The organism is Streptomyces sp. WZ.A104, assembly GCF_002382885.1.
In the GTDB taxonomy this organism is placed as follows: Bacteria; Actinomycetota; Actinomycetes; order Streptomycetales; family Streptomycetaceae; genus Streptomyces.
In genome coordinates this window covers 1-26380 of sequence record NZ_NWVL01000040.1, presented here as the reverse complement: position 1 = coordinate 26380, position 26380 = coordinate 1, and the positions used below count along the sequence as shown (strand labels likewise).

At 71.2% G+C, this 26380-nt stretch carries 26 protein-coding genes and 1 riboswitch; of the genes, 16 read left to right on the top strand and 10 right to left on the bottom strand.

Features of this window, described 5'->3' with window-relative positions:
* Position 1: 1 nt before the first annotated feature.
* Positions 2-277, top strand: a complete 276-nt coding sequence (locus tag CIB93_RS21495; RefSeq protein WP_096629007.1) for a DUF3263 domain-containing protein — start codon at positions 2-4, stop codon at positions 275-277.
* Between the two features lie 335 nt (positions 278-612).
* Positions 613-1464, top strand: a complete 852-nt coding sequence (otsB, locus tag CIB93_RS21485; protein ID WP_096629005.1) for a trehalose-phosphatase — start codon at positions 613-615, stop codon at positions 1462-1464.
* A gap of 21 nt (positions 1465-1485) precedes the next feature.
* Here the strand turns inward: otsB and CIB93_RS21480 are convergent, their stop codons facing one another.
* The 3 genes from CIB93_RS21480 to CIB93_RS21470 form a co-directional block, all read right to left on the bottom strand.
* Positions 1486-2157 carry a bifunctional 2-polyprenyl-6-hydroxyphenol methylase/3-demethylubiquinol 3-O-methyltransferase UbiG gene (locus CIB93_RS21480; protein ID WP_096629004.1) on the bottom strand — a complete coding sequence of 224 codons (672 nt, stop codon included), beginning with the start codon at positions 2155-2157 and terminating at the stop codon, positions 1486-1488.
* A 158-nt stretch (positions 2158-2315) separates the two neighbouring features.
* Positions 2316-2777 carry a hypothetical protein gene (locus CIB93_RS21475; RefSeq protein WP_096629002.1) on the bottom strand — a complete coding sequence of 154 codons (462 nt, stop codon included), beginning with the start codon at positions 2775-2777 and terminating at the stop codon, positions 2316-2318.
* Between the two features lie 111 nt (positions 2778-2888).
* Entirely contained in the window at positions 2889-3260 is a 372-nt protein-coding gene (locus tag CIB93_RS21470) for a DUF6415 family natural product biosynthesis protein (RefSeq protein WP_096629001.1), read from the bottom strand.
* Between the two features lie 179 nt (positions 3261-3439).
* On the opposite strand from CIB93_RS21470, the gene CIB93_RS21465 reads away from it, so the two are divergent.
* Positions 3440-4762: a tetratricopeptide repeat protein gene (locus CIB93_RS21465; RefSeq protein ID WP_257002296.1), complete on the top strand. Its 1323-nt coding sequence runs from the start codon at positions 3440-3442 to the stop codon at positions 4760-4762.
* Between the two features lie 141 nt (positions 4763-4903).
* Here CIB93_RS21465 and CIB93_RS21460 read toward each other — a convergent pair whose 3' ends face one another.
* Positions 4904-6295, bottom strand: coding sequence for a trehalose-6-phosphate synthase (locus CIB93_RS21460; RefSeq protein WP_096628999.1), 1392 nt, complete (start codon positions 6293-6295; stop codon positions 4904-4906).
* Between the two features lie 68 nt (positions 6296-6363).
* Entirely contained in the window at positions 6364-7314 is a 951-nt protein-coding gene (locus tag CIB93_RS21455; RefSeq protein ID WP_096629073.1) for a glucosyl-3-phosphoglycerate synthase, read from the bottom strand.
* A 153-nt stretch (positions 7315-7467) separates the two neighbouring features.
* A riboswitch (SAM riboswitch) is annotated at positions 7468-7595 on the top strand.
* 18 nt (positions 7596-7613) lie between these two features.
* Between CIB93_RS21455 and thrC the strand changes: the two genes are divergently transcribed.
* The 9 genes from thrC (at position 7614) to CIB93_RS21410 (ending at position 17698) form a co-directional block, all read left to right on the top strand.
* Complete coding sequence (thrC, locus tag CIB93_RS21450) at positions 7614-8930, top strand: threonine synthase (RefSeq protein ID WP_096628998.1); 1317 nt, start codon at positions 7614-7616, stop codon at positions 8928-8930.
* A gap of 32 nt (positions 8931-8962) precedes the next feature.
* Positions 8963-9241: a MoaD/ThiS family protein gene (locus CIB93_RS21445; RefSeq protein ID WP_030113311.1), complete on the top strand. Its 279-nt coding sequence runs from the start codon at positions 8963-8965 to the stop codon at positions 9239-9241.
* A 419-nt stretch (positions 9242-9660) separates the two neighbouring features.
* The gene (locus tag CIB93_RS21440) at positions 9661-9867 is read left to right on the top strand and encodes a cold-shock protein (RefSeq protein ID WP_003967346.1); all 207 of its coding nucleotides are present in this window, start codon (positions 9661-9663) and stop codon (positions 9865-9867) included.
* A gap of 344 nt (positions 9868-10211) precedes the next feature.
* Positions 10212-11834: a chaperonin GroEL gene (gene groL, locus CIB93_RS21435; RefSeq protein WP_047177982.1), complete on the top strand. Its 1623-nt coding sequence runs from the start codon at positions 10212-10214 to the stop codon at positions 11832-11834.
* Positions 11835-12960: 1126 nt separating this feature from the next.
* Positions 12961-13083, top strand: a complete 123-nt coding sequence (locus tag CIB93_RS37200; RefSeq protein WP_107470971.1) for a keywimysin-related RiPP — start codon at positions 12961-12963, stop codon at positions 13081-13083.
* 50 nt (positions 13084-13133) lie between these two features.
* Positions 13134-15107 (top strand): asparagine synthase-related protein, encoded by a 1974-nt coding sequence (locus CIB93_RS21425; protein WP_096628996.1) that lies wholly within the window; start codon positions 13134-13136, stop codon positions 15105-15107.
* The gene (locus CIB93_RS21420) at positions 15104-15355 is read left to right on the top strand and encodes a lasso peptide biosynthesis PqqD family chaperone (protein WP_096628995.1); all 252 of its coding nucleotides are present in this window, start codon (positions 15104-15106) and stop codon (positions 15353-15355) included. The genes CIB93_RS21425 and CIB93_RS21420 overlap by 4 nt, the downstream gene beginning before the upstream one ends.
* On the top strand, positions 15352-15840 hold the full coding sequence (locus tag CIB93_RS21415; RefSeq protein WP_096628993.1) for a lasso peptide biosynthesis B2 protein: 489 nt from the start codon (positions 15352-15354) through the stop codon (positions 15838-15840). Before CIB93_RS21420 ends, CIB93_RS21415 begins: the two co-directional genes overlap by 4 nt.
* The gene (locus CIB93_RS21410) at positions 15779-17698 is read left to right on the top strand and encodes an ABC transporter ATP-binding protein (RefSeq protein WP_373558780.1); all 1920 of its coding nucleotides are present in this window, start codon (positions 15779-15781) and stop codon (positions 17696-17698) included. The genes CIB93_RS21415 and CIB93_RS21410 overlap by 62 nt, the downstream gene beginning before the upstream one ends.
* Positions 17699-17701: 3 nt before the next feature.
* Here the strand turns inward: CIB93_RS21410 and CIB93_RS21405 are convergent, their stop codons facing one another.
* Positions 17702-18289, bottom strand: a complete 588-nt coding sequence (locus CIB93_RS21405; RefSeq protein WP_096628992.1) for a Uma2 family endonuclease — start codon at positions 18287-18289, stop codon at positions 17702-17704.
* Between the two features lie 56 nt (positions 18290-18345).
* Positions 18346-19164: a hypothetical protein gene (locus tag CIB93_RS21400; RefSeq protein WP_179500194.1), complete on the bottom strand. Its 819-nt coding sequence runs from the start codon at positions 19162-19164 to the stop codon at positions 18346-18348.
* A 343-nt stretch (positions 19165-19507) separates the two neighbouring features.
* Between CIB93_RS21400 and CIB93_RS21395 the strand changes: the two genes are divergently transcribed.
* From CIB93_RS21395 to CIB93_RS21380, 4 genes are all read left to right on the top strand, one after another.
* Positions 19508-20053, top strand: a complete 546-nt coding sequence (locus CIB93_RS21395) for an N-acetyltransferase (RefSeq protein ID WP_257002294.1) — start codon at positions 19508-19510, stop codon at positions 20051-20053.
* Positions 20054-20265: 212 nt separating this feature from the next.
* Complete coding sequence (locus CIB93_RS21390; protein ID WP_096628990.1) at positions 20266-20766, top strand: SigE family RNA polymerase sigma factor; 501 nt, start codon at positions 20266-20268, stop codon at positions 20764-20766.
* A gap of 168 nt (positions 20767-20934) precedes the next feature.
* On the top strand, positions 20935-21294 hold the full coding sequence (locus CIB93_RS21385) for a hypothetical protein (RefSeq protein WP_179500193.1): 360 nt from the start codon (positions 20935-20937) through the stop codon (positions 21292-21294).
* A gap of 73 nt (positions 21295-21367) precedes the next feature.
* Entirely contained in the window at positions 21368-22672 is a 1305-nt protein-coding gene (locus CIB93_RS21380) for a mannosyltransferase family protein (protein ID WP_179500192.1), read from the top strand.
* 142 nt (positions 22673-22814) lie between these two features.
* On the opposite strand, the gene CIB93_RS21375 is transcribed toward CIB93_RS21380, so the two are convergent.
* The 3 genes from CIB93_RS21375 to CIB93_RS21365 all read right to left on the bottom strand — a co-directional run bounded on the left by CIB93_RS21375 (position 22815) and on the right by CIB93_RS21365 (position 26313).
* Entirely contained in the window at positions 22815-24230 is a 1416-nt protein-coding gene (locus CIB93_RS21375; RefSeq protein ID WP_096628986.1) for a GH1 family beta-glucosidase, read from the bottom strand.
* 179 nt (positions 24231-24409) lie between these two features.
* On the bottom strand, positions 24410-25336 hold the full coding sequence (locus CIB93_RS21370; protein WP_096628984.1) for a carbohydrate ABC transporter permease: 927 nt from the start codon (positions 25334-25336) through the stop codon (positions 24410-24412).
* The gene (locus CIB93_RS21365) at positions 25333-26313 is read right to left on the bottom strand and encodes a carbohydrate ABC transporter permease (protein ID WP_096629066.1); all 981 of its coding nucleotides are present in this window, start codon (positions 26311-26313) and stop codon (positions 25333-25335) included. The genes CIB93_RS21370 and CIB93_RS21365 overlap by 4 nt, the downstream gene beginning before the upstream one ends.
* Between the last annotated feature and the right edge of the window lie 67 nt (positions 26314-26380).

Genomic DNA, 26380 nt, shown 5'->3' with positions numbered 1-26380 from the left:
TATGACCGCCCCCGACAACGACAACCGCGGCACCGAGCCCGGTCCCGGTTCCGCTGCGCTGTCCGTACGGGAGAGGGCACTGCTCGCCCTGGAGCGGCGGTCCTGGGCAGGGCCGGGCGCCAAGGAGCGGGCGATCCGGGAGGAGCTCGCGATCTCGCCGGTCCGCTACTACCAGCTGCTGAACGCGCTGATCGACGACGAGCGGGCCCTGCGGGAGGACCCGGTCACGGTGAACAGGCTGCGGCGCGTGCGCGACGCGAGACGCGGCCGCCGCTGACCGGGCCGGAGGCCCCGCCGCTGACGCGGTCGGAGAGTCTTCGGCACCAAGACCTGGATACTCGACGCGGCGCCGGACACCGCCGAGGGCGCCACCTCGCTGTACGTCTCCGCGTTCAACCTCTCCATCGAGCTCGGCGCGCTCATCGGCGGCCTGGCGGTCAACGGCATCGGTACGACGAGCGTGCTGTGGATCGGCGCGGCCCTGACGGCCCTGGCGCTGCTGGCCGTGGGCGGGACCCGCCGCACAGGTTGAAGATCAAGTGAGCCAACGTGTTTTCGCTTCCGTCATCGGAAGGGAGGTCGCCACCCGCCGCACGGCGTTAGGGTCGCAGCATGGGCAGCCACTCCGCACACCTGCCGACCCCGACCACCCCGGCCGGCCGCGAGGGCCTGAGCGCCGTCCTCGCCCGCCCCGACCGCGCGGTCATCGCCCTCGACTTCGACGGCACGCTCGCCGACATCGTCCCGGACCCCGAGCAGGCCCGGGCCCACCCCGGCGCGGTGCCCGCGCTCGCCGCGCTCGCGCCGAAGGTCGCCTCCATCGCCGTGATCACCGGCCGCCCGGCGGGCGTCGCGGTGCGCCACGGCGGCTTCGCGGGCGTCCCCGGCCTGGAGCACCTCGTCGTTCTCGGACATTACGGCGCCGAGCGCTGGGACGCCGTGACCGGCACCGTCCACGCCCCCGCCCCGCACCCCGGCGTCAGCGCCGTGCGCGCCGAACTACCCGGCGTACTCCACGAGTTCGGCGCCTGGCGCGGCACCTGGATCGAGGAGAAGGGGCAGGCCGTCGCCGTCCACACCCGGCGAGCCAAGGACCCGCAGGCGGCCTTCGAAGCGCTGCGCGGCCCCCTGGGCGAGCTGGCCGCGCGGCACGGGCTGATCGTCGAACCCGGCCGCCTGGTACTGGAGTTGAGGCCGCCGGGCATGGACAAGGGCGTCGCCCTGGCGGACTACGTGACGGAGCTGGACGCCGAGTCCGTGGTGTACGCGGGCGACGACCTCGGGGACCTCGCCGCGTTCGCCGCGGTGGAGAAGCTGCGGTCGGGGGGCCCGGACGGCATCCCCGGCCTGCTGGTGTGCAGCGGCAGCGCCGAGGTGCCCGAACTGGCCGAGCGCGCCGACCTGTCGGTGCCGGGCCCGGCCGCCGTGGTCGCGTTCCTGGCGGCGCTGGCCGAGCGGCTGTAGGCGGAGGGCCCCGGCCGGGCGTCAGGCCTTCGCGGTCACGAGCAGCGTGCCGAGAGCGGCTCGGTCCGGGTTCGGCAGCACCTCCGTGCGGACGGCCGCGAAGCCGTGCCGTTTGAGGATGTCCGCCCACTGCCCGGGCCCGTACTGCCAGCGCAGCACCGTGAGGTCGGTCTCGCGGCCCTTCAGCCACTTGCCGCCCATCCGCTGGGCCCCGTACTGCCCGGTCACCGGCTCGCGATGCGAGAAGCCGAAGACGCCGCCCGGCGCGAGGCGCGCGGCGACGCGCGGGAACAGCTGCTCGGGATCGGCGAACCAGACCGCCCCCCATGTCGAGTAGACGGCTTCGTACTCCCTTGGATCGTCGTCCAGGAAGGTGCACACGTCGGCAAGAACGAATGTCAGACCCGGTTCGTCGGCCCAGAAGGCACGGGCGCGGTCGACCTGTACGGCCGAGAAGTCGACGGCGGTCACCTCGACCCCGGCGCGGGCGAGGAAGGCGGCGTTCTCGCCCTCCGCCGGCCCCAGGTCCAGGGCGGTCGCCGGGCTGCCCAGGAGTTCGGCACCCGGCCCTTCCTCGTCGAGGCCGGTCCAGCTGAACCGGTCGGCCGCAGGACGGGGCTGGGGACCCTCGCCTCGGTGTGGCTTGTACTTGTCCCAGTATTCGGCGGGGGTACTGGGGGCGGCGCTGAGCATCGCTTCTCCGGAATGGCGCGGTGACGGTTGCTGGCGGGGGCCGCCAAGCTACTCGCGTCGCCCCTGTGTCGTGGGCGAATGCCGTGACTTGCTCGGGAATAGGCAAAGTGGTGCCCGGGGGTGCACGAGGCACCCCCGGGCGGTAGTCGGGTACCGGGTCAGTGGCAGTTCGAGCCGGGCGAACACGGCCCGCACTTGGCGTAGTCGGCCTCCCACAGCTTCCAGTCCACCTCGAACCCGTTGTCCGCGATGATCTGGGCGGTGCGCTCCACGGAGCCGTCGTACTTGAACGCGATCTCCGGGATGTGCTCCAGGAACCGGCCGTCGAAGTGCTCGGCGCAGAACTCCCGGTAGTTGCGGGTGTCCAGGATGAAGACGTGCACGGCGATGTCGACGATGCGGCCGCAGCACATCTCCAGGCCTCGGCCCCACTTCTCCATGGCAGTGACCAGGTACGACACGGCCGCGTGGAACAGCGGGGTCGCCATCACCTCGTCGAAGGGGTTGTCGCGCATGAGCAGGGCGATCTCGCGCTCCCACACTTCCGGCTTGACGAAGGTGCGGGGGTCACGGAACTCGGGGGCCTCGGCGGCCTCCGGCTCGATGGCCAGCAGGGTCATGGTCGTGCTCCTCTCGATCAGTGTTTCGAGTGGTGCAGGGTGGGGCGGGCCCGGATGAGGTGGAGTCGGGGGCGACTCCACCGGGCCTGCCCCGTTCGCCGAACACCTGCCCTATGGGCAGGCCGGCGAGTCCGGGGGGCATACCTGGGGCGGCCACTGCCGCACCGCAGCCGCGTAACGGAACAGCGAGTCAGTGGACTTGGCCAGCAGCCGCATGTTCGCTGCCGGGTCGGTGACCGGGTCGAGGGCTACCGCGCGGGCGTGACGAACGGTGTTTACGGCGATGTCCTTCGCACGGCTGTCGCCCAGGCCGTCGGCGTACGTGTCGGCGGGGTCCGCCAGGACGCCGATGTAGCCGCGCAGCCGCTGCCGCAGCGAGTCGGCCGCCTCGCCTGTCGGTCTGGTCTGCGCGAGGGCGAGCGCGAGGCTGACGTCCGCCACAACGTCGGCACTCGTGAACTGCGTCTTGTCGGAAGTGTGCACGAACTGATCACCGTTCTCCGTTGCTGTCCTGTCACTTCGGTGTGATGTCCAGTCAACGGCTGTTCACAGTGCGTGAGTAGGTGCCAGGCTGTAGGCCCGTGTAGGCCCGTGTAGGCCCGTGTAGGCCAGCGCGAGGGGCGGCCCGCACGCCGCGCCGGTGACCACGGAAAGGGGCTGAGGTGTCCAACACCCCGACGGTCGGTGAGCTGATCCGGCAGGCGTACGAGGTGCGCGGCTGGGGTCCGACGAAGCTCGCCCGTGAACTCGGCATCGCCGAAGGCCGTGGCCCTGACGGACTGGACCGGCAGTCGGTACGGCGATGGGTGGCGGGCGGTCGCACGCCGAAGTACTGGCTGCCGTACCTGGTCGGGGTTCTGGACCTGGACCCGGCCTTACTGGAGGCAGCGCAATCCGCCCGGCCGGAACCGGGAGCGGCGGATACCGTGGCGTCCGTAGTCGAGTTGGGAAGGAGCGACGTGCTTCGGCGGAACTTCCTGGCAGCGTCCAGCGCCTACGCGCTGAACGCTCTTGGCCTGCCGGACCCGGAGGGCATACAGCGGCGGGTGAACCGGGCCAGTGGTGTGCGCGTGGGCATGGGCGAGGTCGACGCCGTGCGGTCCATGTCGAAGGCCCTCGGTGACACGGCGGCCGAGCTGGGCGGTGGTCACGCCCGCCACCTGGTCGTGCGCTACCTGACAGAGGACGTCGACCGGTGGCTGAACGGCTCGTACAACGAGGCGACCGGCCGGGCTCTGTACGCGGCGACGTCGCAGCTCGTACACCTGGCCGGGTGGATGGCCCAGGACGAGGGCAATCAGGGCATGGCTCAGCGGTACTACGGGCACGCGTTCGCGCTCGCGGCTGAGGCCGGCGACCCGGAGTTGTCCGCGACGGCGCTGCGCGGATTGGCCGTGCAGGCGATCGATCTGGGCCCGAAGTTCGGGGCGGTCGCTTTGCGGCTGTCCGAGCGGTGCGTGCAGGAGGCGAAGACGATCGACGACCCGAGGGCGGTGTCTTACTACCAGACCACCCTGGCTGACGCGGCAGCTCTCGACGGGGACCGCCGTATGGCGGGGCAGGCACTCGCCGCCTCGCAGACCGCGATCGAGCGGAACCCCGGGCATCCGCCCGGCGAGTCGTGGGCGTCGCACTTCAGCATCGGCCGGTGGGCCCACCATTCTGGGATGATCCTCTCCCGGCTCGGCGACCTGGACGGCGCGGCCGGGCATCTGGAGCAGGCGCTCGACATCCACGGCCTGGACCGGCGCAGGAGCCGGGCGATCGTCCTCGCGGACCTCGGGAAGGTGCGCCTGCGGCAGGGTGACCTCGACGCGGCCCTGTCCACGTGGACGGAGTTCCTGGACTGCGCAGACGGTGTCCGGTCGGTGAAGATCGCCGAGGCCGCCGAGGACATGAGCACCCGCCTGGACCGCTACCGCAGCGTGGCCGAGGTCGACGCCCTCGTCCAGCGCGCCGAGCACCTGCTGACACCCCAGCCCTGACCTGCGACGACTGCCTCCCCTTGTGGCCCCGTGTGGACCTCAGCCCACGAGAGTCAGCCACGATGACGGGGGCGGCCGGACGGGCTTCCGTCACGTGTGCCAAGGGCGGCCGGGCGAGGCCTCGGCACCGGCACGTGCGCCTCACCCCTCCCGAAGCGCCTCCAGCTGGTCCAGGAACCACCGCTGCGGCGGCAGTGCGGTCGCGGCCTCCGCCAGCCGCTTCGTGCGGCCCGTCCGCTCCTCGGAGCCCATCGACAGGGCCTCGTGCAGTGCCTCCGCCGTGCCCACCACGTCGTACGGGTTCACCACGATCGCGTCCTCGCCCAGTTCCTCGTACGCCCCCGCCTCCCGCGACAGCACCAGCGCGCAGCCGTGGTCGGAGACGACGGGGACCTCCTTGGCGACCAGGTTCATGCCGTCGCGGATCGGGTTGACCAGCGCCACGTCCGCCAGCCGGTAGGCGGCCAGCGAGCGGGCGAAGTCGTCCTTGACGTGGAGGACCACCGGCGTCCAGCTCTCCGTCCCGTACGCCCCGTTGATCTCCGTGGCCAGGGACTGCACCGCGGCCGTGTAGTCCCGGTACACCGCGAGGTCCTGGCGGGAGGGGTAGGCGAAGGCGATGTGCACGACTCGCTCGCGCCATTCCGGGTGGGCGTCCAGCAGGGCCCGGTACGCGTGCAGGCCGCGCACGATGTTCTTGGACAGCTCCGTGCGGTCCACCCGGACGATGGTCTTCCGGCCCTCGCCGATCTGCTCGCGCAGCGCCGCCATCCGGTCGTCCACGTCCGGTTCCCGGGACCGCCGCCGCAGGAAGTCGGCGTCGGCCCCCAGCCCGTGCACCCCGATCCGGGTGCCGCCGGTCCCGCCGAGGAACTCCGTACAGCAGCCGATGAACGCGTCCGCCCAGCGGCGGGTCAGGAACGCGGCCCGGTCCGCGCCGAGGATGCCGCGCAGCAGCTGCTCGGCGATGTCGTCGGGCAGCAGCCGGAAGTAGTCGACGGGCGCCCACGGGGTGTGCGAGAAGTGGCCGATCCTCAGGTCGGGGCGCAGTTCGCGGAGCATCCCGGGGACCAGTGCCAGGTGGTAGTCCTGGACGAGGACCGCCGCCCCGGGGCCGGCCTCCTCGGCGAGCGCCCGGGCGAAGGCCCGGTTGTACGTCTCGTACGAGGCCCACCGGCGGCGGAACTCCGCGTCGAAGACCGGCTCGACGGGGGTCTGGTAGAGCAGGTGGTGGACGAACCACAGCACGGAGTTGGCGATGCCGTTGTACGCGTCGGCGTGCACCTCGGCGTCGATGTCCAGCATCCGGACGCCCGGCTCACCGACCCCGCGTCGCACGGCCTCGCGGTCGCCGTCGCCGAGGGCCGCGCAGACCCACAGCTTGTCGTCCACGGCGCTCAGCCCGGAGACGAGGCCGCCGCCGCCGCGCCTGGCGTCGAGCGTCCCGTCCTCACCGAGCGTGTACGAGACCGGGCCGCGGTTGGACGCGACGAGAACCTGGGCAGTCGAGTTGGGTGCGTGCTCGGAGACCATGTAGCGGAACCTAGCCCGTTACGGAAGCCGCCAAACGCCTCGGCCCGCACACCGCCCGGCGAACCTCTTCATGCCGCGTGGCGCTCCGCGTACTCCGCGATCTCCCGCATCGGCGGCCGCTCCTCCGTGTCCACCGCATGGGTGTGCGGCACGAACCCCTCCGCGCTGCGTTCGAACTGGGTCAGCGCGGGCCGCACCAGATGGCCCCGGGAGAGCCGCAGCTGCGCCGTGCGGTAGATCGCCGCCGCCATCCGGCCCAGCGCCTGCCCGTCCTGGTGGCGGTGGACGCGCACCCCGACGTCGACCTGGCCCAGCGCGTCCAGGCCCACGGTGTGCAGCGCGTCCACCAGCAGCCCCAGCTCCACCCCGTAACCGACCGGGAACGGCAGCCGCTCCAGCAGCGAGCGCCGCACTGCGTACTCCCCGCCCAGCGGCTGTACGAATCCGGCCAGCTGCGGCCAGTGCAGATTGAGCAGCGGCCGGGCCACCAGCTCGGTGACCCGGCCGCCCTGACCTGCGCTGTTGCCGAGCGGACGGTCGTACATCGCCTTGACGAACTGGACGGCGGGGTCGGTCAGCAGCGGTCCGACCGTCCCCGAGACGAAGTCCGCCGAGAAGTCCTTCAGGTCGGCGTCGACGAAGCAGACGATCTCGCCGCTGGTCACCAGGAGCGACCGCCACAGCACCTCGCCCTTGCCGGGCAGGGCCGGGATACGGGGGAGGATCGCGTCCCGGTGGACCACTCGGGCGCCCGCCGCCCGGGCGACGGCGGCGGTGGCGTCGGTGGAGCCGGAGTCGATCACCACGAGCTCGTCGACCAGCCGGACCTTCTCCATCAGCTCGCGCCGGATCGTCGTCACGATCGCCCCGACCGTGGCCTCCTCGTTCAGTGCGGGCAGCACCACGCTCACCGACGTGCGGTGGGGGTCGGCGGCCCGGGCGTCGGTGAGCCGGTCCAGCGGGCGGTCGTCGCACGACCAGGAACGCCTGGTCAGCCAGCGCTCCACCTCTTCGAGCACGGTCGGCACTCCCTGTGTGTGATCCATCTCGCGGTTCGGACGACTATCTCAACGGTCCGGTGCTTCGGTTACAGTCTTGAACAACGCGGATGACCGTCGCATGTCGGGGTCACACCGCACATAAACGCCTGGATCGAAGATCCAGCGCCATAGAGCTCATCCAGAGGGACTGAGGGAACGGCCCGTTGAAGTCCCGGCAACCCTCCTACCGACCGCGAGGTCACGGTGGGGAAGGTGCCAATTCCGTCTTGTGGCGAAATGCGTCGCGAGGAAGATGAGGAGAAAGGGCCTCCGCCATCATGGCTGTTCAGACAGTTGCAGGTAACGCCGCCACCCCCGGCACCACCACCACTACGCCTTCCGTGGACCTCGGTCCCGCCGCGGCGCTTTCCTGCCGCGAGTGCGGCGAGCGTTTCGAGCTCGGCCCCCTTTTCGCCTGTGCGTCCTGTTTCGGGCCGCTGGAAGTGGCGTACGACCTGCCCGCCGGTTCCCCCGAGGAGCTGAAGGCGCGCATCGAGGCCGGTCCGGACAACATCTGGCGCTACGCCCCGCTGCTGCCGGTCCCCGCCGACGTCGCGCAGAAGCCCAACCTCAACCCCGGCTTCACCAAGCTGGTCAAGGCCGACAACCTCGCCCGTGAGCTGGGCGTCACCGGCGGCCTGTACGTGAAGGACGACTCCGGCAACCCGACGCACTCCTTCAAGGACCGCGTCGTCGCGATCGCCGTCGAGGCCGCCCGCGCCTTCGGTTTCACCACCCTCTCCTGCTCCTCCACGGGCAACCTGGCCGGGGCCGTCGGTGCCGCCGCCGCCCGCGCGGGACTGCGCTCCTGCGTGTTCATCCCGCACGACCTGGAGCAGGGCAAGGTCGTCATGGCCGCGGTGTACGGCGGTGAACTGGTCGGCATCGAGGGCAATTACGACGACGTCAACCGCTTCTGCTCCGAGCTCATCGGCGATCCGCTCGGCGAGGGCTGGGGCTTCGTCAACGTCAACCTCCGCCCGTACTACGGCGAGGGCTCCAAGACCCTGGCGTACGAGATCTGCGAACAGCTCGGCTGGCGGCTGCCCGACCAGATCGTCATCCCGATCGCGTCCGGCTCCCAGCTGACGAAGATCGACAAGGGGCTCCAGGAGCTCATCAAGCTCGGCCTGGTCGAGGACAGGCCGTACAAGATCTTCGGAGCCCAGGCCGAGGGCTGCTCCCCGGTCTCCGCCGCCTTCAAGGCCGGTCACGACGTCGTGCGGCCCCAGAAGCCGAACACCATCGCCAAGTCCCTGGCCATCGGCAACCCGGCGGACGGCCCGTACGTCCTGGACATCGCCCGCCGTACCGGCGGCGCGGTGGAGGACGTCACCGACGAGCAGGTCGTCGACGCGATCAAGCTGCTGGCCCGCACCGAGGGCATCTTCGGCGAGACGGCGGGCGGGGTGACGCTCGGCGTGACGAAGAAGCTCATCGAGGCCGGCGTCATCGACCCGGCGCTCACCACCGTCGTGGTCAACACCGGAGACGGACTCAAGACGCTCGACGCGGTCTCCGCGACCTCGCAGGCCACGGCGACGATCAAGCCGAGCCTGGACGCGTTCCGCACCGCGGGCCTCGGCTCCGCCTGACCACCCCAGAACGAAGGAAGAAGGGCACCACCATGAGCGTCAAGGTCCGCATCCCCACCATCCTCCGTACGTACACGGGCGGCCAGGCCGAGGTCACGGCGGAGGGCGCGAAGCTCTCCGAGGTCATCGAGTCCCTGGAGAAGGACCACCCCGGCATCGCCGCCCGCGTCCTGGACGACCAGGGCAAGCTGCGCCGCTTCGTCAACGTGTACGTCAACGACGACGACGTGCGCTTCGAGGGCGGCCTGGACGCGGCCACGCCCGACGGTGCAGGTGTCTCGATCATCCCGGCCGTGGCCGGCGGCTGCTGACGCCGCAGCACCCGCAGCACCCGCAGTTGCCCCCTCCGCGAGAGAAGCGGAGGGGGCAATTCTGCATGGTTGAGCGGGGTACAGTTGGGGAAGCCTCCTTCGCTGCCCGTGCCGCCCGCACATATGAGAATGCGCCCGGACCGATAAGAAGCAGCCAAAGTACGTGAACCTCTTGAGGCATAAGTGGCCTTTGCCTGGCCCGACTTGCCCGTAATTTTCAGCAATCCCGCATATTCGGGCGTTCGGCCGCGCCCAGAATTCTCGTCCGATTGACCTGTTGCAGAGGGCAGTTGGACAGATACATTCAGCCGCGGTCGACGCGCTACGGCGCCGCACACCCTCTCCTGTCGGAGGGTGAGTTCTGACCCGGGCCCGCGAAGTGCGGTCCTGTGCAAGGGCCAGTAATAGGGGAGTTAGGCATGGCTCAGGGCACCGTCAAGTGGTTCAACGCGGAGAAGGGGTACGGCTTCATCGCGGTCGACGGTGGTGCGGATGTTTTCGTCCACTACAGCGCGATCCAGATGGACGGGTACCGCACCCTCGAAGAGGGTCAGCGAGTTGAATTCGAGATCTCGCAGGGCCAGAAGGGGCCCCAGGCCGACATGGTCAAGCTCGCCGTCGGCTGAGCTCGGCGCGGTCGTCCGACGACACCACTCACGCACGAAGGGCCCGGCCCCCGGATCAGGGGGATCGGGCCCTTCGCGCGTGCCGGGTCCGGGGCGGACGGCGCGATCGCTGTCCGGATCCGGTCCGCTGTCCGGTCCATATTCGACCAGGGACGCTTGCACTCGCAGGGGTCGAGTGCTAATCATTGGCGTTAGCACTCTCCAGGTGAGAGTGACAGAACTTGGACCGGGCCGGTGAGGCCCGCAGGCGCGGTGGGGCAAGGAACCACCACGCACGCAGGCCGTCCGTCGCGGGCGCCTCTCGGTCCGGAGAAATCCACCCCTGTCCGGGAGGACCACTTCACATGGCCAAGATCATCGCGTTCGACGAGGAGGCACGGCGCGGTCTCGAGCGCGGGATGAACCAGCTCGCCGACGCCGTCAAGGTCACCCTCGGCCCCAAGGGCCGTAACGTCGTCCTCGAGAAGAAGTGGGGCGCGCCCACGATCACCAACGATGGTGTTTCCATCGCCAAGGAGATCGAGCTCGAGGACCCGTACGAGAAGATCGGTGCGGAGCTGGTCAAGGAGGTCGCCAAGAAGACGGACGACGTCGCCGGCGACGGTACGACCACCGCCACCGTTCTGGCCCAGGCTCTCGTCCGCGAGGGCCTGCGCAACGTCGCCGCAGGCGCCAACCCGATGGCGCTCAAGCGGGGCATCGAGAAGGCCGTCGAGGCCGTCTCCGCCGCCCTGCTGGAGCAGGCCAAGGACGTGGAGACCAAGGAGCAGATCGCTTCGACCGCCTCCATCTCCGCCGCCGACACCGAGATCGGCGCGAAGATCGCCGAGGCGATGGACAAGGTCGGCAAGGAAGGCGTCATCACCGTCGAGGAGTCCCAGACCTTCGGTCTGGAGCTGGAGCTCACCGAGGGTATGCGCTTCGACAAGGGCTACATCTCGGCGTACTTCGCCACCGACATGGAGCGTATGGAGGCGTCGCTCGACGACCCGTACATCCTGATCGTCAACTCGAAGGTCGGCAGCGTCAAGGACCTGATCCCGCTGCTGGAGAAGGTCATGCAGTCGGGCAAGCCGCTGCTGATCATCGCCGAGGACGTCGAGGGCGAGGCCCTGTCCACCCTGGTCGTCAACAAGATCAAGGGCACCTTCAAGTCCGTCGCCGTCAAGGCCCCGGGCTTCGGTGACCGCCGCAAGGCCATGCTCGCGGACATCGCCATCCTCACCGGTGGCACCGTGATCTCCGAGGAGGTCGGCCTCAAGCTGGAGAACGCCGGGCTCGACCTGCTCGGCCGCGCCCGCAAGGTCGTCATCACCAAGGACGAGACCACGATCGTCGACGGTGCCGGTGACAGCGACCAGGTTCAGGGTCGCGTCAACCAGATCCGTGCCGAGATCGAGAACTCCGACTCGGACTACGACCGCGAGAAGCTCCAGGAGCGCCTGGCGAAGCTCGCGGGCGGCGTGGCCGTCATCAAGGCCGGCGCCGCCACCGAGGTGGAGCTCAAGGAGCGCAAGCACCGCATCGAGGACGCGGTGCGCAACGCCAAGGCCGCCGTCGAGGAGGGCATCGTCGCCGGTGGTGGCGTGGCTCTGCTCCAGGCCTCGGCCGTCTTCGAGAAGCTCGACCTCACGGGTGACGAGGCGACCGGCGCCAACGCCGTGAAGCTCGCGCTGGAGGCCCCGCTCAAGCAGATCGCCGTCAACGGTGGCCTTGAGGGCGGCGTCGTCGTGGAGAAGGTCCGCAACCTGCCGATCGGTCACGGCCTCAACGCCGCGACCGGCGAGTACGTCGACATGATCGCCGAGGGCATTCTCGACCCGGCGAAGGTCACGCGCTCCGCTCTGCAGAACGCCGCGTCCATCGCCGCGCTCTTCCTCACCACCGAGGCCGTCATCGCCGACAAGCCCGAGAAGGCCGGCGCGGCCGCCCCGGGTGGCATGCCGGGCGGTGACATGGACTTCTGATCGGGTCCGGTCCGCCGGTCGATCGAAGTTCCGCGTACGTCCCACAGGGGCGGTATCTCCTTCACCGGAGGTGCCGCCCCTGTGGCGTGTCCCGGGACGGGCTCCGCTGGGACAATGCGGGGACGGTTGTACGGACACGGGGGGCGGGGTGGCCATGGCGGCTGCGCAGGCGGGGAGCGCGGGGAGCAGCGGCCCGGGGCGCACGCGGTGGAGCAGAGGCCGGCTCAAGGGCGCCTCGCTCGTCCTCGTGGGGACGGTCCTGTTCGCGGCGGGGCTGTTCGTCGTGGTGACCGGCACGGGCCTCTCCGGCCTACTCGGCATGCGGGTGGAGACGTTCGGCCGGATCGAGCGCGGACCACGACGGCAGGACCGACCCCGAGACGATCACCGCGACGCAGGTCTTCGACGGCGGACGGTGGTTCGCACACTCGTCGGAGCTCGTCGGCTACGGCATGATCCCGCTGCTGCTGGGCGTCGGAACGGCGGCCTGGGGCGGCTACCGGGTGCGCGAGGCGGGCCGGTGGCGGGCCTGAGCCGACCGTAGGCGCGCTGAGCCCACCGTAGGTGCACTCGAAGCCCACCTGAGGCGCGCTGAGCCCACGGGAGGTGCGCCTGAGGAGGCGGCGCGGCTGTTCGGCATGGCCGAATGCTTACTTGTAGCGCCCAACGCCGTACGACAACACGGGCGCGCCCGGTTCCGTCGATCCCGGTGGCGCGCGGGTCGTCCGTGGTGCAGTCGGGGGCGGGGCCTGTGGACGGCGCGGCCCCGGCTGGTTCTTCCGACACACCCGGCGCTGCCCGCTCTCCGGGCAGCTCACTGCCCGATGCGGCCCCCGCGTACAGCCATTGGTCCAGTCCACTCGGCCGGCAGGGAGTCGTCGATGTGCGACTGCACATGCCGACCGGTCGGTGCCCCGTGCCGTGGTGGGGCGCTCGGGCCCAGGTCTTCGCCGCTCGCGCTATCCGGCCAACTTCGTGCCGTAAGTCGGAATCATGCGTACCGGTTCGGCAGCGGGACATGATGGCTCTGGTGTTCACGTGGTGAACACCAGTCGCATGAACAACTTCAGTTATGCAGACCCAAGTTGGGCATAACGGTCGTCAATCACGCAGAAGGGAAGGTCTCATGAAGCAGCAGAAGAAGGCTTACGTGAAGCCGTCGATGTTCAAGCAGGGCGACTTCTCGAAGAAGACCGCCGGCTACTTCGTCGGCTCGTACAAGGAGTACTGGACCCGGCGCATCGTCTGATCCGCCGGTCCCCTACCCCCGCACTGTGTGAGAACTTCCGGAAGGTGAAGATGCCCGGCCAGCTGCGTGACTACTTCGTCGTCCTGCCGGACAGCGTGGCGGGAGCGGCGGCGGCCGGGCGGCTTCCCGCACCGGGAGTGACCGGGACGGTCCCGCCGGTGGGCGACGCCCTGACCGTCGCCCACCCCTCGGGCCGGCCCTGGGTCGTCGCCCGCCCGCTGGTCCGCAAGGTCAGCCACCTCGCCCGGGGCGGGGACGCCCTCGTCCTCATCGGCCCGGACCGCGTCCCCGACGCCGTGCTCGCCGGGCTCCTGGAGGGCGCCCGGAGCCGGACCGCCCTGGAGGCCCGCCTCGCCCGGCTGCCCGGCCTCTACCACGTGGTCGCCCGGCTCTCCGGGGAGACCTGGGTCCGGGGAACCGCCACCGGACTGCGCCGGATCTACCACGCCCGGCACCCGGACGCCGGAACCATCGCGTCCGACCGCCCCGCCGTCCTGGCCCGCCTGATCGACGCGCCCCTGGACGACGGCGCGCTCGCGCTGCGGCTGCTGGACTTCGTGCCGCACCCCCTGAGCCGGCGCGTCGTGTGGCGGGGCGTCCACGAGACCGGTGCCGGGTACGGCCTGGCCCTGCCCGTCGCAGCACCGGGCACGGCCGCCGTCCCCGGCCCCGCGGAGCACCGCTGGTGGGAGCCGCCGCCGGGCGAACTCTCCCTGGCGGAGGGGGCCCGAAGACTCGGTGACGCGGTCGCCGCCTCCGTACGGGCCCATGTCGGCGGCCTGGACCGGATCAGCTGCGAGCTCTCCGGCGGCATGGACTCCACGGCCCTCACCTTCGCCGCCCGGGAGACCGGCCCGGCGAGCCTGTCCCTGCTGACGGTGGCCGCCCGGGACCGCTACAGCGAGGACGAGACTTGGGCGCGGAGGGCGGTGGAGGCGGCGCGGGGAGCCGAGGCGGCGCCGAAGGGCGTGGCGGGACGGGGAGCCGAGGCGGCGCGGCGAACAGCGGGTGCCTCCGCCCTGGACCACCACCTCATCGCCGCCGACGACGCCCCCTACTTCTACGCCGACCTCGCCGCCACCTCCGCCGAGCTCAACGACGAACCGCTCCCCGTCGCCCCCGGCCGGGCCCGCGCGCACCTGCTCCTGAGCCGCGCCCGCGCCACCGGCTCCCGCTACCATCTCACCGGCTACGGCGGCGACGAACTCTTCCTCGGCCTGCCCCACGCCTACCAGGACCTCTTCCACGGCAACCCCCTCACCGCCTGGAACCACCTCAGCGGCCTGCGCCACCAGCTCGGCTGGCCCCTCCTGCCCACGCTGAAGGCCCTGTTGGGCCGCTCCACGTTCCCCCGCTGGATCGCGGGCGCGGTCAGCACCGAACCCCAGCCCGTAGCCAGGACCCCGCTGCTCTCCTGGGGCGTACGGCAGTCCCTGCGCCCGTGGTTCACGGACCACGGATGCGCCCTGATCACGGAGGAGTTCCGGGCCGCCGCCGAGCACGCCGAGCCGATCGACCCGTGGCGCGGGCGGCATGTGGACATCGACGCCGTACGGATGGGGGCCCGGCACTTCCAGGCGATGGAGGACGTCGGCATGACGATCGGGCTGCCGGTCGCCGCGCCCTTCTACGACGACCGGGTCCTGGAGGCGACCCTCGCCGTCCGGCTGCCGGAGCGGATCAGCCCCTGGCGCTACAAGCCGCTCCTCGCCGAGGCGATGCGCGGGGTGGTGCCGGACGCGCTGCTGGCCCGGACGACGAAGGACCACATGTCCTCCGACGAACACCAGGGGCTGAGTCAACACGCCTCGGAACTCGCGGAGTTGTGGGCGGACTCCCGGCTCGCCGCACACGGCCTGGTCGACTCCCGCCGTCTGCTCCGGCTCGCCGCCGAGCCCTTCTCGCCGGTCCTGGTCGAGCACTCCATCAGCCCGACCGTGGCCGGGGAGACCTGGCTGCGCACGGCGCAGAACGCCTGGCCCGCACTCCATTCCACCACCCCCTCCAGCGAGGCGACCCTGTGAAGCTCAGAAAAGGCATAGCCGTCACGACGACCGAGTACGGCGGCGTCCTCCTCGACGAGAAGGACGGCAGCTACTGGCAGTTGAACGACACCAGCGTCATCGTCGTCGAGACCCTGGCGGCGGGACACGCCCCCGAGGCCGCCGTCGAACGGATCGTCGCCGAGTTCGACGTCGAGCGCGCCGAGGCGGAGTCGGACGTGGCGGAGCTGACCCGGCAGCTCGTCGACGCGAAGATCCTGCGCCCGTGACCACCGAGATGACCATGCCCCGCCGGGGCGCGGCAGCGGGCGGCCCGCGCCTGCGCGCGGCGATCGCCGCCGCGTTCGTCCTGGCCCGGTTCAAGCCCGGCCGCCTGCGCCGGGTGCTGACCCGGTGCAGCAGGGGCGCGCGCCCGGCCTCGTACGCGGAGACGCTGGAGGTGTACGAGGCGGTCGTCGCCACCAGTCGCCGCTGCGCGGGCCGTTACGGCTGTCTGCCGCGCTCGGTCGCCATCGCCCTGGCGTGCAGGATGTCCGGCTTCTGGCCCGACTGGTGCGCGGGGGTCCGGACGGCACCGCCGTTCTCACCGCATGCTTGGGTGCAGGCGGGGGGCCGTACGGTCGGGGAGCAGGCAGAACCGGCGGATCTGCGTCCCTTGATGGTGGTGACGACGGTACGCGAGGGGGTTCCGGGTGAGCGCGGTGGCGGGGGCGACGGGGGCGACGGGGGCGACGGGAGCGGGCGGGCTGCCTGAGCGCGCGGCGGAAACTGCGACGAAACGTCCCCCCGAGGAGGCCCCTGGGACCGAGGAGGCCCCTGGGGTGGAGAGGGACCCTGCGGCCGAGAAGGCCCCCGGCACCGAGAGGGCCCCCGGGGCCGTGCCGGGCCGTTCCCCCCTCCGCCTCCTCCTCGCCCGGGCGCGCCCCCACCGGGGCGTCCTGCTGGGGGCGGGGCTGCTGTCGCTCGCCGGGTCCGGGGCGGGGCTCGCGATGCCGCTGATGGCGAAGCACGCGGTGGACACGTTCGCCGACGGCCGCTCGCCCGCCGGGCCGCTCGTCCTGCTGACCGCACTCGTCCTCGCCGGGGCCTACCTTTCCGCGTACGGGAGCTATCTCATGGCCCGTACGGGGGAGGGCGTCGTGCTCCAGGCGCGCGGCCGACTCGTGGGCCGGATCATGCGGTTGAAGGTCCCGGCGGTGGACCGGCTGACTCCCGGGGACCTCCAGGCGCGGGTCACGAGCGACACGACGCTGCTGAGCACGGTGCTGTCCAGCGGTCTCGTCGAGTCGTTCAACAGCGTTCTGATGCTGCTGGGCACAGTCGCGCTGATGGCGTACATGGACCTGGCGCTGCTCGGCGTGACCCTCGTCGTGATCGTCGCCATCGGGGCCGTAACAGCCTTGCTGATGCCGCGCATCCAGCGGGCGCAGCTCCGCGCGCAGGAGTCCGTGGGCGCGATGGGCGCGGCCCTTGACCGGGTGCTCCAGGCGTTCCGTACGGTCAAGGCGAGCGGGGCGGAGGAGCGGGAGACGGCGGCGGTCGCGGAGGCGGCGCGGCACGCGTACGACCAGGGGGTGTCGGTCGCGAAGTGGTCCTCGGTCTCCGACGTCACGATGACGATGTCGATCCAGCTGGCGTTCCTGGCGGTGCTGGGCGTCGGCGGCGCGCGGGTGGCGTCGGGCTCGCTGGAGATCTCGTCGCTGATCGCGTTCCTGCTCTACCTCTTCTACCTGATGGGCCCGATCGGCGGCCTGGTCGAGGGCTGGACGGGCTTGCAGAGCGGCCTCGCCGCCGTACGGAGGATCGACGAGGTGGAGTCGCTGCCGGGCGAACCGACCACGGGCTCCGGGGGCGTACCGGGGGAGGGCACCCCGCTGGGCGTCACCTTCCAGGACGTGACCTTCGGGTACGGGGACGAGCGCGCCCCGGCCCACAAGGGCGTCACGTTCGACGTACCGACGGGCGGTCTGGTGGCGCTGGTGGGCCCGTCGGGGGCGGGCAAGTCGACGGTGTTCAGCCTCCTGGAGCGGTTCTACGACCACGACGGCGGCACGATCACCGTGGACGGCCGGGACATCCGCGACTGGCCGCTGGCGGAGCTGCGAGCCTCCCTCGCGTACGTGGAACAGGACGCGCCCGTCCTGGCCGGGACGCTGCGGGAGAACCTGCTCTTCGCCGCCCCGGACGCGCGGGAGGAGGCGCTGGCCGAGGCCGTGGCCCGTACCCGGCTGGACACCCTGGTCGCCCGGCTGCCCGACGGCCTGGACACGGCCGTGGGCCACCGGGGCGTCACCCTCTCCGGCGGCGAACGCCAGCGCATCGCCATCGCCCGCGCCCTGCTGCGCCGCCCGCGCCTGTTGTTGCTGGACGAGGTCACCTCGCAGCTGGACGCGGTCAACGAGCAGGCGCTGCGCGATGTCATCCTCGAACTGGCCGCACAGAGCACGGTGCTGGTCATCGCCCACCGCCTGTCGACCGTCCGCCACGCGGACCGCATCGTGGTCCTGGAGGAGGGCCGGGTCCGCACGGCGGGCACACATGAGGAGCTGATCGACTCGGACGACCTCTACCGCGAACTGGCGACGACGCAGCTGGCGGCGGAGGTGCGCTGAGGGTCAGCGGGCGTAGTCCTTGAGTTCCTCGGTGTCCAGGGTGATGGAGACGGGGCGGGGGAGGACGGCGGCGTCACCGTAGTCGTAGGAGTGCTGCTGCCGGTAGCGGCCCTTGTCGGGTTCGCTGTGGACGAGGAGGGTCCCGGACTCGCGGTCGATCAGGAGGTAGACCGGGATGCCCGCTGCGGCGTATCCGTGAGGCTTCTCGTTCCGGTCGCGACGGTCGGTGTCGTGGTCGTGGGAGGTCACTTCCACGGTCATCAGGACGCCCTCGGCAGGTGCCCATTCCCCTTGTCCGGCGAAGTGCCGACGAGGGGCGAGGACACCGTCCGGGCGGGCGCGGCCCTGCCGGTACGCCTCCACCATCAGTCCCTGCTCCGGATGCAGGTCGAGGTCGGGGCGATGCTGCATGCACTGACGCAGCAGCCACATGAAGATGGTTCCGTGGTCGCCGTCGGGCACGGGCTTGACCTCTAGCTTTCCGTTGATGAGCTCAAGCGTCACGGTCTCGGGGGCCGTCCGGGCGAGCTGCTCGAACTCCTCGACGGACATCTGGGCGTGCGGTGCGTGATCGGCGGGGCTGGGGGTCATGGCGTCGCCTCCTCCCCTCCATCGTGCCCCGTCGGATCTGCGGTCGAGCTGCACGGTCATCGGTATGTCCTCTCGGACCGGGGGACCAGGCCCGCCCGGACCGCGTTCATCCGCTCCCGCACGCCGGGCGGCTGCACGGCCCCGGGCGGCCCGGCAGGCGGCTTGGGGGACGGCCCCCGGCAGGGCCGGCAGAGGCCGCCGAGCAGCGCTTCGGGCGGTCCGGGGACTTGGCACTCGCCGCATTCCAGGGTGCGCAGGACGGTCCGGGGGCCCGGCAGGACCCGCTCGGGCGGCAGCTTGTCGCGCAGGCGGCGCTCTACGAGGCGGGCGGGGTGATGCACGGGTACGGGCAGTCCGTCGGTGAGGGCGTGCAGCAGCTCGGCCTCCGTCGCGCCCCGGGCGAACCACTCGCCGACCCGGGGTTCCAGGTGCAGGCAGTCGGCGGCGGACAGCGTCAGCGTCGGGGCCGTACGCCCCAGGGCGGCCAGCAGGATGAACGCCCGGGAGCGGGTGGGCCGTCGGGGTTCGTCCGGCGGGACGTCGCCCCGGATGAAGGCGCTCCACCACGCGTCCTCGCGGGCGGTACGGGAGAAGAAGGTCCGGGTGACCCAGAACATCTGCCTGTCGGTGATCACGCACTCGCTGCCGCGCCGCAGATGCCCGGCGGCCTGGAGCCGGTTGAGGGTGGTGCCCAGGGCGCACTGCCCGTACGGGAGGTGCTTGGCCAGCGTCTTCACGGAGATGTCGGAGCCGTCGGGCAGCCGGTCGATGTACGAGGCGACGGCGGCGTCGCGGGGGAGGAGGTGGGCGAAGTCGCGTTCGGTGCGCGGTCGTTCGCCGGGGGCGCAGCGCTTGCCGTAGCCGGGGTTGGCCATGGGGTGCGGGGGTGAGTGCGGCGTGGTAGGGGCAGCACTAAGGTAGTTGTCAGCCACGGAGGTCTTTTCTGTGATGTGGTCTTCGTTGGTCAGACCCCTGTTCGGTGTTCTCAGCACCGGCGGGGGTCGTCTTTTCTTGTGTCTGGTCCTTCCGCACGCTAGAGCCTGGCGACCGTGCGTCGCAAGTCGGTCACAAACGGTCAACTTCGCTGCCAGGGTGGGTGGGTGGGGGAACTGACCCATCCACCCAATCCTTGTTAAGAGCGCTCGGATCTCACGGCTTGAGCTTCGGGCGGTCCGGTCCGCCGACCGGTGGCCTCGCGGCGTACGGCAGCATCTCCGTATGACGAACACCAGCTTGATACCCGCAACCCTGTCGTTCCGCCGGGCGCAGGAGACCGAGAGTGACCTGACCGAGCTCGTACGCCTCCGGGATGCCGCCGCGCGCTGGCAGATCGCGCACGGGATCGAGCAGTGGAAGCCCGGCGATCTGGGTGCCGATCACTTCCGGGCGAGGCTGCGGGCGGGCGAGGTGTGGATCGCCACCCTCGGGCCGGACGGGCCGAGCGCCGGGGCCTGGGAGCTGTGGTGGGACGACGAGCCCGCCTGGGGCGTGCAGCCCCCGGTCGCGGGCTACGTCCACCGCCTGATGACCGACCGCCGGACCGCCCCGCCCGGCGCGGGCCGCGCGCTGTTGGCCGAGGCCGAGCGCCGGATCGCCGCGTACGGGCGGGAGCTGTGCCGGCTCGACTGCCTGACGTCCAACGACCGGCTCCGCCGCTACTACGAGGACGCGGGGTACGTGGTGGTCGGCGAGCAGGCGGGGAAGAACGGCGACGGGGGGCGGACGTACGGGGTGACGTTGTTGGAGAAGAGGTTGGGCGAGTGAGGGCGTGTTCCCTCCTGGGGCGTGATCGCCCGGGGGCTGGACCTTCCGGGCGTGATCTTCCGGGGGGCTGGGCCTTTCGGGCGTGATCTTCCGGGGGGCTGGGCCTTTCGGGTCCTGTGACGACCGTCACCACCGATTCTTCGTGGGCGGTGTCGACCGGATGACCTGCGACGGGCGTATACCCGGTGAAGCGAAAGACCCGGGAGCGACATTTGACCGTCGAGGAGTTCGAAGAGTTCTACGCCCAGGCGGTCGCGCGTCTCACGGGCCAGCTGTACGTGATGACCGGCGACCTCCAGGAGGCGCAGGACGTCGTGCAGGAAGCGTTCGTCAAGGCGTGGGTCCGGCGCGGGCGGCTGGAGCGTGACGGGCAGCCCGAGGCGTGGATCCGTACGGTCGCGTGGCGTCTGGCGGTGAGCCGTTGGCGTTTCCGGCGGCGGTCGGCAGACGCCTGGGGCCGGGGGAGCGGTGTGCCGGAGCACGTGGCGCCGCCGGACCCGGGGCATGTGGTTCTGGTCGACGCCCTCCGTGAGCTGCCCGCGCAGCAGCGGCGCACGCTGACCCTGCACTACCTGTGCGACCTCACGGTCGAGCAGATCGCCAGGGAGACCGGGCTTTCCGGCAGCACGATCAAGACGCATCTGGTTCGCGGACGGGCGGCGCTCGCCGTCCGTTTGCAGGACCCCCGCCTGGAGGAGGCTCCTGATGTCTGAACCACGGGACCCCGTGGGGGTCGAGGGGTCCGAAGACCCGTTGCGATCGCTGTTCCGGCAGGCGGGGGACTTCGGGCGGGCTCGCTCCGATGCGGCCCCGGCATCCGGCATCACCGAGCGCGGCATGCGGGCGCAGCGACGCCGGATGGCCGCGCTGGCGGTCGGGGTGTGCCTGGTCGTCGGCGGGGGCGGCGCGGCCGCCGCGGGCCTGCTGCCGACGCGGCCCGCCCCGGTCGCCCCCGCCACGAGCCCGTCGCCCAGCTACCCGTCACCCGTACCGTCCGACCGTCAACCGACCGAGCCGCCACCACCGGTGCCCAGCAATACGGTGCCGGGGACGACGACGGGTTCGGAGGGCGGGCCCGCGACGCAGGGGGGCGTGCCGACGACGCGGCCACCTGCGTCGGCTTCACCGACGTCCACGCCGACGACGCGGCCACCTGCGTCGGCTCCACCGACGTCCACGCCGACGACGTCGACGCGGGAGGCGGCGACGCTAGCCCCGTGACCTCTTCCCGTAAGCGCTGACCCTCTTCCTTCCTGTGCCCCGGCGGACTCACCGGGCGATCCTGCACGCCGAGGTGCGTCCGAAAGGTGCCCGATGTTCACACTCTCGCCGGGCCTGAGACCTTCCCCTTCCCCTTCCCCTTCCCCTTCCCCTTCCCCTTCCCCTTCCCCTTCCCCTGCCCCTTCCCCTACCCCTACTCCTACCCCTGCCTCTGCGTGCGTTGTGCCGAGCCGACCCCCCTGGGCCGACCGATTCCGCAGGCTGTCCGCACGCCTGAGCCCGTCCGACCGCAGGGTGCTGTGGCTCTACCTCCTGACCCGAATATCCCTGGGCATCACGGCCCACTTCGCCCGCTGGCTGTTCCCCGCCCGCCCGGGAGACCGGGAGGCGGCCCCGGTCCTCGCCCCCTTCCAGCAGTGGGACGCGAACCACTACCTCCACATAGCGCGCGACGGCTACTTCCCCTCCGGCGCGGGCCCCTGGGTGAGTGGCTGGGACAACCGGGAGGCGTTCTTCCCCGGGTACCCGCTGCTCCTGCGTGCCGTGCACACGGTGGTCCCCGACTGGACGGCGGCCGGGCTGCTGATCTCGTTCGTCGCGGGGGCGGTGGCCGTGCTGGCCCTGGCCCGTATCGCGCGGGCGTACCTGCCGGAGGGCGGGGCCGACCACCGTACGGTCGTCCTCTTCCTGCTCTCTCCCTGCGCGGTGTTCCTGGCCGCCGGGTACACGGAGGCGCTGTTCCTCGCCTTCGCCCTGCCCGCCTGGCTCGCCGCGCTGCGGCACCGGTGGGCTCTCGCGGCCGTTCTGGTGGCGCTGGCGACGACCGTGCGCGTCAGCGGCCTGTTCCTCGCCGCCGCCGTCGCCTTGCTCTTCGTGCTGTCCGCCCGGACCCGCCGGGACTGGCGGGCGGCGGGCTGGACGCTGCTTCCCGCGCTGCCCCCGGCCGCGTACAGCTGGTACCTGCACGCTCACACGGGCGACTGGATGGCGTGGAAGCACGCCCAGGAACGCGGCTGGTACCGGATCTTCCACGCCCCTTGGGAGGCGTGGGCGAACACGTGGCACGCGGCGTTCGACGGCATACATACGACCGGCTACGCGGCGCTGTTCCAGGCGGAGTTGGCGGCGATGCTGGTGGGTCTGGCCCTGGTCGCGTTGCTCGTACGGTACCGCCGCTGGCCGGAGGCGGTGTACGTCGCGCTGAGCCTGTGGGCGCTGGGAACGTCGTACTGGTACACGTCCATCCCCCGCGCGACCCTGCTGTGGTGGCCGTTGTGGATCGGCCTGGCGGCCCTGAGCCTGCGCCGCCCCTGGTTCAGGACGGCGTACCTGTGCGTGGCCGCCCCGCTGACCACACTGGTCGCGCTGACGTTCCTCACGGGGCGGTGGGCGGGGTGAGTCGGTCGAACCCGCCCGTGCGGCTCGGCCGGGTGTGGCGGACATGGACGTCGCGGTGGGCTTCGGCGGGGAATCCCACGCCCCTCAGCCTTCCGCCGGCCCAAGCCGGGCGGTCATCCCCGTTCCAGCCCCCACCCGGCAGTTACCCCCGTTCCAGCCCACCCCGCGCGATCACCTCCGCGTACCATCGCGCGCTGTCCTTCGCCGTGCGGCGCTGGGACGCGAAGTCGACGTGGACGATGCCGAAGCGCTTGCTGTAGCCGTACGCCCACTCGAAGTTGTCCAGCAGCGACCAGAGGAAGTACCCGCGTACGTCCACCCCGTCCGCGATCGCCCGGTGCACCGCCGCCAGGTGCGCCTCCAGGTACGCCACCCGCTCCGGGTCGTGGACCCGGCCTTCCGGGTCGGCGTAGTCGTCGTACGCGGCGCCGTTCTCCGTCACCAGGAGCGGCAGGTCCGGGAGTTCGTCGCGGAGGCGGGTCAGGAGCTCGTACAGGCCGTTCGCGTCCACCGGCCAGTCCATCGCCGTGCGGGGGCCGGGGGCCGGAGTGAACGCCACATGTTCCTCCGCGCCCGCCCAGGGAGAGGGAGACTCCGACCGCCCCGCCGAAACCACGCTCGGGGAGTAGTAGTTGATGCCCAGCGAGTCGATCGGGGTCGACGTGCCCTCCAGGTCCCCGTCCCGTACGAACGACCAGTCCGTCACCGCCGCCGTGTCCTCCACCAGGTCCTGCGGCAGCCGCCCGTGGAACACCGGCTCCAGGAAGATCCGGTTCGCCACCGCGTCGATCCGGCGCACCGCGTCCCGGTCCGCCTCCGTGTCCGTCAGCGGACGCAGGGCGTGGAGGTTCAGGGTCAACGAGATCTCGGCCGTCGACGGGAGGCGGTCGCGCAGGACCCTCGCGCCCGCGCCGTGCGCCAGGTTCAGGTGATGGGCGGCGCGCAGGGCCGCGAGGTCGCTGGTCCGGCCGGGGGCGTGGACCCCGTTCCCGTACCCGAGAAACGCCGCGCACCAGGGCTCGTTGAGCGTCGTCCAGGTCGTCACCCGGTCGCCCAGCGCCCCCGCCACCAGGCCCGCGTACTCCGCGAACCGGTGCGCCGTGTCCCGCTCCGGCCAGCCGCCCGCGTCCTCCAGTTCCTGCGGCAGGTCCCAGTGGTAGAGCGTGGCCACCGGTCTGATCCCGGCCGCCAGCAGCTCGTCCACCAGGCGGCGGTAGAAGTCCAGGCCGCGTTCCACCGCCGGGCCCCGGCCGGTCGGCTGGACGCGGGGCCAGGAGACGGAGAACCGGTAGTCCGTGACGCCGAGTTCCTTCATCAGCCGTACGTCGTCCGGCATCCGGTGCAGATGGTCGGCGGCCGTGTCGCCGGTGTCGCCGTTGCGCACCTTGCCGGGCGTCCGGCTGAACGTGTCCCAGATGGACGGCGTACGGCCGCCCTCCGTGGCACCGCCCTCGATCTGGTAGGCGGCGGTGGCCGTCCCCCAGCGGAATGCGGTGGGGAAGCGGAGTCCCGCGGCGTCATGCGTGGCGGTCGCCGGGCGGGCATCGACAGCGGTCATGAGACTGACACTCCAGAGGTGAGGGGGGAGGGAGGTGAGGAAGTGGAGACGGGGACAGAAGGGAGGGAGGGGAAGGAAGGGGAAGAGATGGGAAGAGAGGGGAAGGGAGAGGAAGGGGAGGACGGGGCGGGGACGGGGCGGCGCGTCCTGCCTGCGGACTTGAGCGGGCGCCGCCCCCGTCAGCCCTTCACCGCGCCCTGCATGATCCCGCCCACGATCTGTCGGCCCAGCAGGCCGAACACCAGCAGCACCGGCAGCGTGCCGAGCAGCGTGCCTGCCATGATCACCGACTGGTCGTTGACGTAACCGCCGCCGAGCTGCCGCAGCGCGACCTGCACCGTCGGCTCCTGTGAGGACAGCGCGATGATCGGCCAGAAGAAGTCGTTCCACGCCGTCATGAACGTGAGCATCCCGAGCACCGCCATCCCCGGCCGCGCGATCGGGATCACGATCGACCAGAAGATCCGGGCCGTCGAGGCTCCGTCCACCCGCGCTGCCTCGATCAGCTCGTCCGGCAGCGACTGCACGAGGTACTGGCGCATGAAGAAGACCCCGAACGCCGAGACCAGGCCCGGCAGGATCACCGCCTGGAGCTGGTTCACCCACTCCAGCTTCGCGATCAGCATGAAGAGGGGGATGACCCCCAGCTGCGGCGGGATCATCATTGTCCCGATCGTCAGCGTCAGCAGCGCGCCCCGGCCCTTGAACTTCAGCTTGGCGAAGGCGAATCCGGCCAGTGTGCAGCACAGCACCGTGCCGATGGTGATCGAACTCGACACGATCAGCGAGTTCAGCAGCGCCTTGCCGATGTCCGCCTCTTCGAGGACCTGCTCGAAGTTCCTGATCAGGTTCGGGCCGGGCAGCAGGCTCGGCGGCACCTTCGCCATGTCGGCGTTGGAACGGCTGGCCGTGACGATCGTCCAGTAGAAGGGGAACGCCGAGATCAGGAGGGCGAAGCCGAGGATGAGGTAGGAGAGCCAGCCGCCCTTCATCGTGCGGCCCGCGCCTCCCTTACGTCCCCGCATGCGTCCCCGCCCACCGGGCGGCGGGTCCTGCGGCGGGCGGCCCGCTTCCGGGGCGGTCGGCGGTGCGGCGAGCGCGGTCATCGGCCGGCCTCCTTGCGTGCGCGGCGGCGCGCGATCAGGGCGTTGGCCCCGACGAGCACCACGATCAGGACGAACATCACCCAGGCGATGGCCGCGGCCCGGCCCAAGTGGAAGAAGCCCCAGCCCTGTTCGTACATGTACAGGCCGAGCGTCTGGTACTGGTGGGAGATCCCGCCCGAGATCGACCCCTCGAACAGCAGCGGCTCACCGAAGAGCTGAGTGGCCCCGATCGTCGAGATGATCACGGTGAAGATGATCGTGGGGCGGAGGCCGGGAAGCGTTACGTGGATGAACTGGCGCCAGCGCGAGGCCCCGTCCATCTCCGCCGCCTCGTACAGCTCGTGCGGGATCGACTGCATGCCCGCCAGGTAGATCAGCGCGTTGTACCCCGTCCACCGCCAGACCACGATGCTGGACACCGCGATCTGCGAGGCGACCGTGCCCGTCTGCCAGTCCACCGGGTCGAGGCCGACCAGCCCGATCGCGTAGTTGATCAGCCCGAAGTCCCTGCCGAAGAGCTGCGCGAAGACGAGTGTGGCGGCGGCGACGGACGTCGCGTACGGGAGCAGGATCGCGGTCCTGATGAACGTCCGGCCGCGGAGTCTGTAGTTGAGCAGGTGGGCCAGACCCAGCGCCATCGCCAGCTGCGGGACCGTCGACAGCACGCCGATGGTGAATGTGTTGCGCAGCGAGATCCAGAAGTACTCGTCGGTGAACAGCGCCGTGTAGTTGGCGATCCCCCGCCACTCCATCTCGCCGCTCGTCTGGAGCTCGACCCGGTAGAGGGAGACGAACGCGGTGTAGAGGAGGGGGAAGAGCCCGAAAGCGAGGAACAGGGTGAAGAAAGGGGCGATGTAGGCGTACGGGGATGCCTTGCGCCAGGTACGCCGGAGCGTGGCGGCCCGTCCGTCGTCGGGACCGGGCCCGGTTCCGGCGGGGCTGCGGGGCCCGGCCTTCGCGGTGGCGGTGAGGGACACGGTGCGGCCCTTCGGGGTCGGGAGGGGAGGGAGAGGAAGGGTGAGGGGGAGGGGGAGGGGGGGGGGG

Coding starts and splice junctions, on each gene's coding strand:
- CIB93_RS21495 (WP_096629007.1), top strand. CDS start 2: ATGACCGCCCCCGACAACGACAACCGCGGCACCGAGCCCGGTCCCGGT.
- otsB (WP_096629005.1), top strand. CDS start 613: ATGGGCAGCCACTCCGCACACCTGCCGACCCCGACCACCCCGGCCGGC.
- CIB93_RS21480 (WP_096629004.1), bottom strand. CDS start 2,157: ATGCTCAGCGCCGCCCCCAGTACCCCCGCCGAATACTGGGACAAGTAC.
- CIB93_RS21475 (WP_096629002.1), bottom strand. CDS start 2,777: ATGACCCTGCTGGCCATCGAGCCGGAGGCCGCCGAGGCCCCCGAGTTC.
- CIB93_RS21460 (WP_096628999.1), bottom strand. CDS start 6,295: ATGGTCTCCGAGCACGCACCCAACTCGACTGCCCAGGTTCTCGTCGCG.
- thrC (WP_096628998.1), top strand. CDS start 7,614: ATGGCTGTTCAGACAGTTGCAGGTAACGCCGCCACCCCCGGCACCACC.
- CIB93_RS21445 (WP_030113311.1), top strand. CDS start 8,963: ATGAGCGTCAAGGTCCGCATCCCCACCATCCTCCGTACGTACACGGGC.
- CIB93_RS21440 (WP_003967346.1), top strand. CDS start 9,661: ATGGCTCAGGGCACCGTCAAGTGGTTCAACGCGGAGAAGGGGTACGGC.
- groL (WP_047177982.1), top strand. CDS start 10,212: ATGGCCAAGATCATCGCGTTCGACGAGGAGGCACGGCGCGGTCTCGAG.
- CIB93_RS37200 (WP_107470971.1), top strand. CDS start 12,961: ATGAAGCAGCAGAAGAAGGCTTACGTGAAGCCGTCGATGTTCAAGCAG.
- CIB93_RS21425 (WP_096628996.1), top strand. CDS start 13,134: ATGCCCGGCCAGCTGCGTGACTACTTCGTCGTCCTGCCGGACAGCGTG.
- CIB93_RS21405 (WP_096628992.1), bottom strand. CDS start 18,289: ATGACCCCCAGCCCCGCCGATCACGCACCGCACGCCCAGATGTCCGTC.
- CIB93_RS21400 (WP_179500194.1), bottom strand. CDS start 19,164: ATGGCCAACCCCGGCTACGGCAAGCGCTGCGCCCCCGGCGAACGACCG.
- CIB93_RS21395 (WP_257002294.1), top strand. CDS start 19,508: ATGACGAACACCAGCTTGATACCCGCAACCCTGTCGTTCCGCCGGGCG.
- CIB93_RS21380 (WP_179500192.1), top strand. CDS start 21,368: ATGTTCACACTCTCGCCGGGCCTGAGACCTTCCCCTTCCCCTTCCCCT.
- CIB93_RS21375 (WP_096628986.1), bottom strand. CDS start 24,230: ATGACCGCTGTCGATGCCCGCCCGGCGACCGCCACGCATGACGCCGCG.
- CIB93_RS21370 (WP_096628984.1), bottom strand. CDS start 25,336: ATGACCGCGCTCGCCGCACCGCCGACCGCCCCGGAAGCGGGCCGCCCG.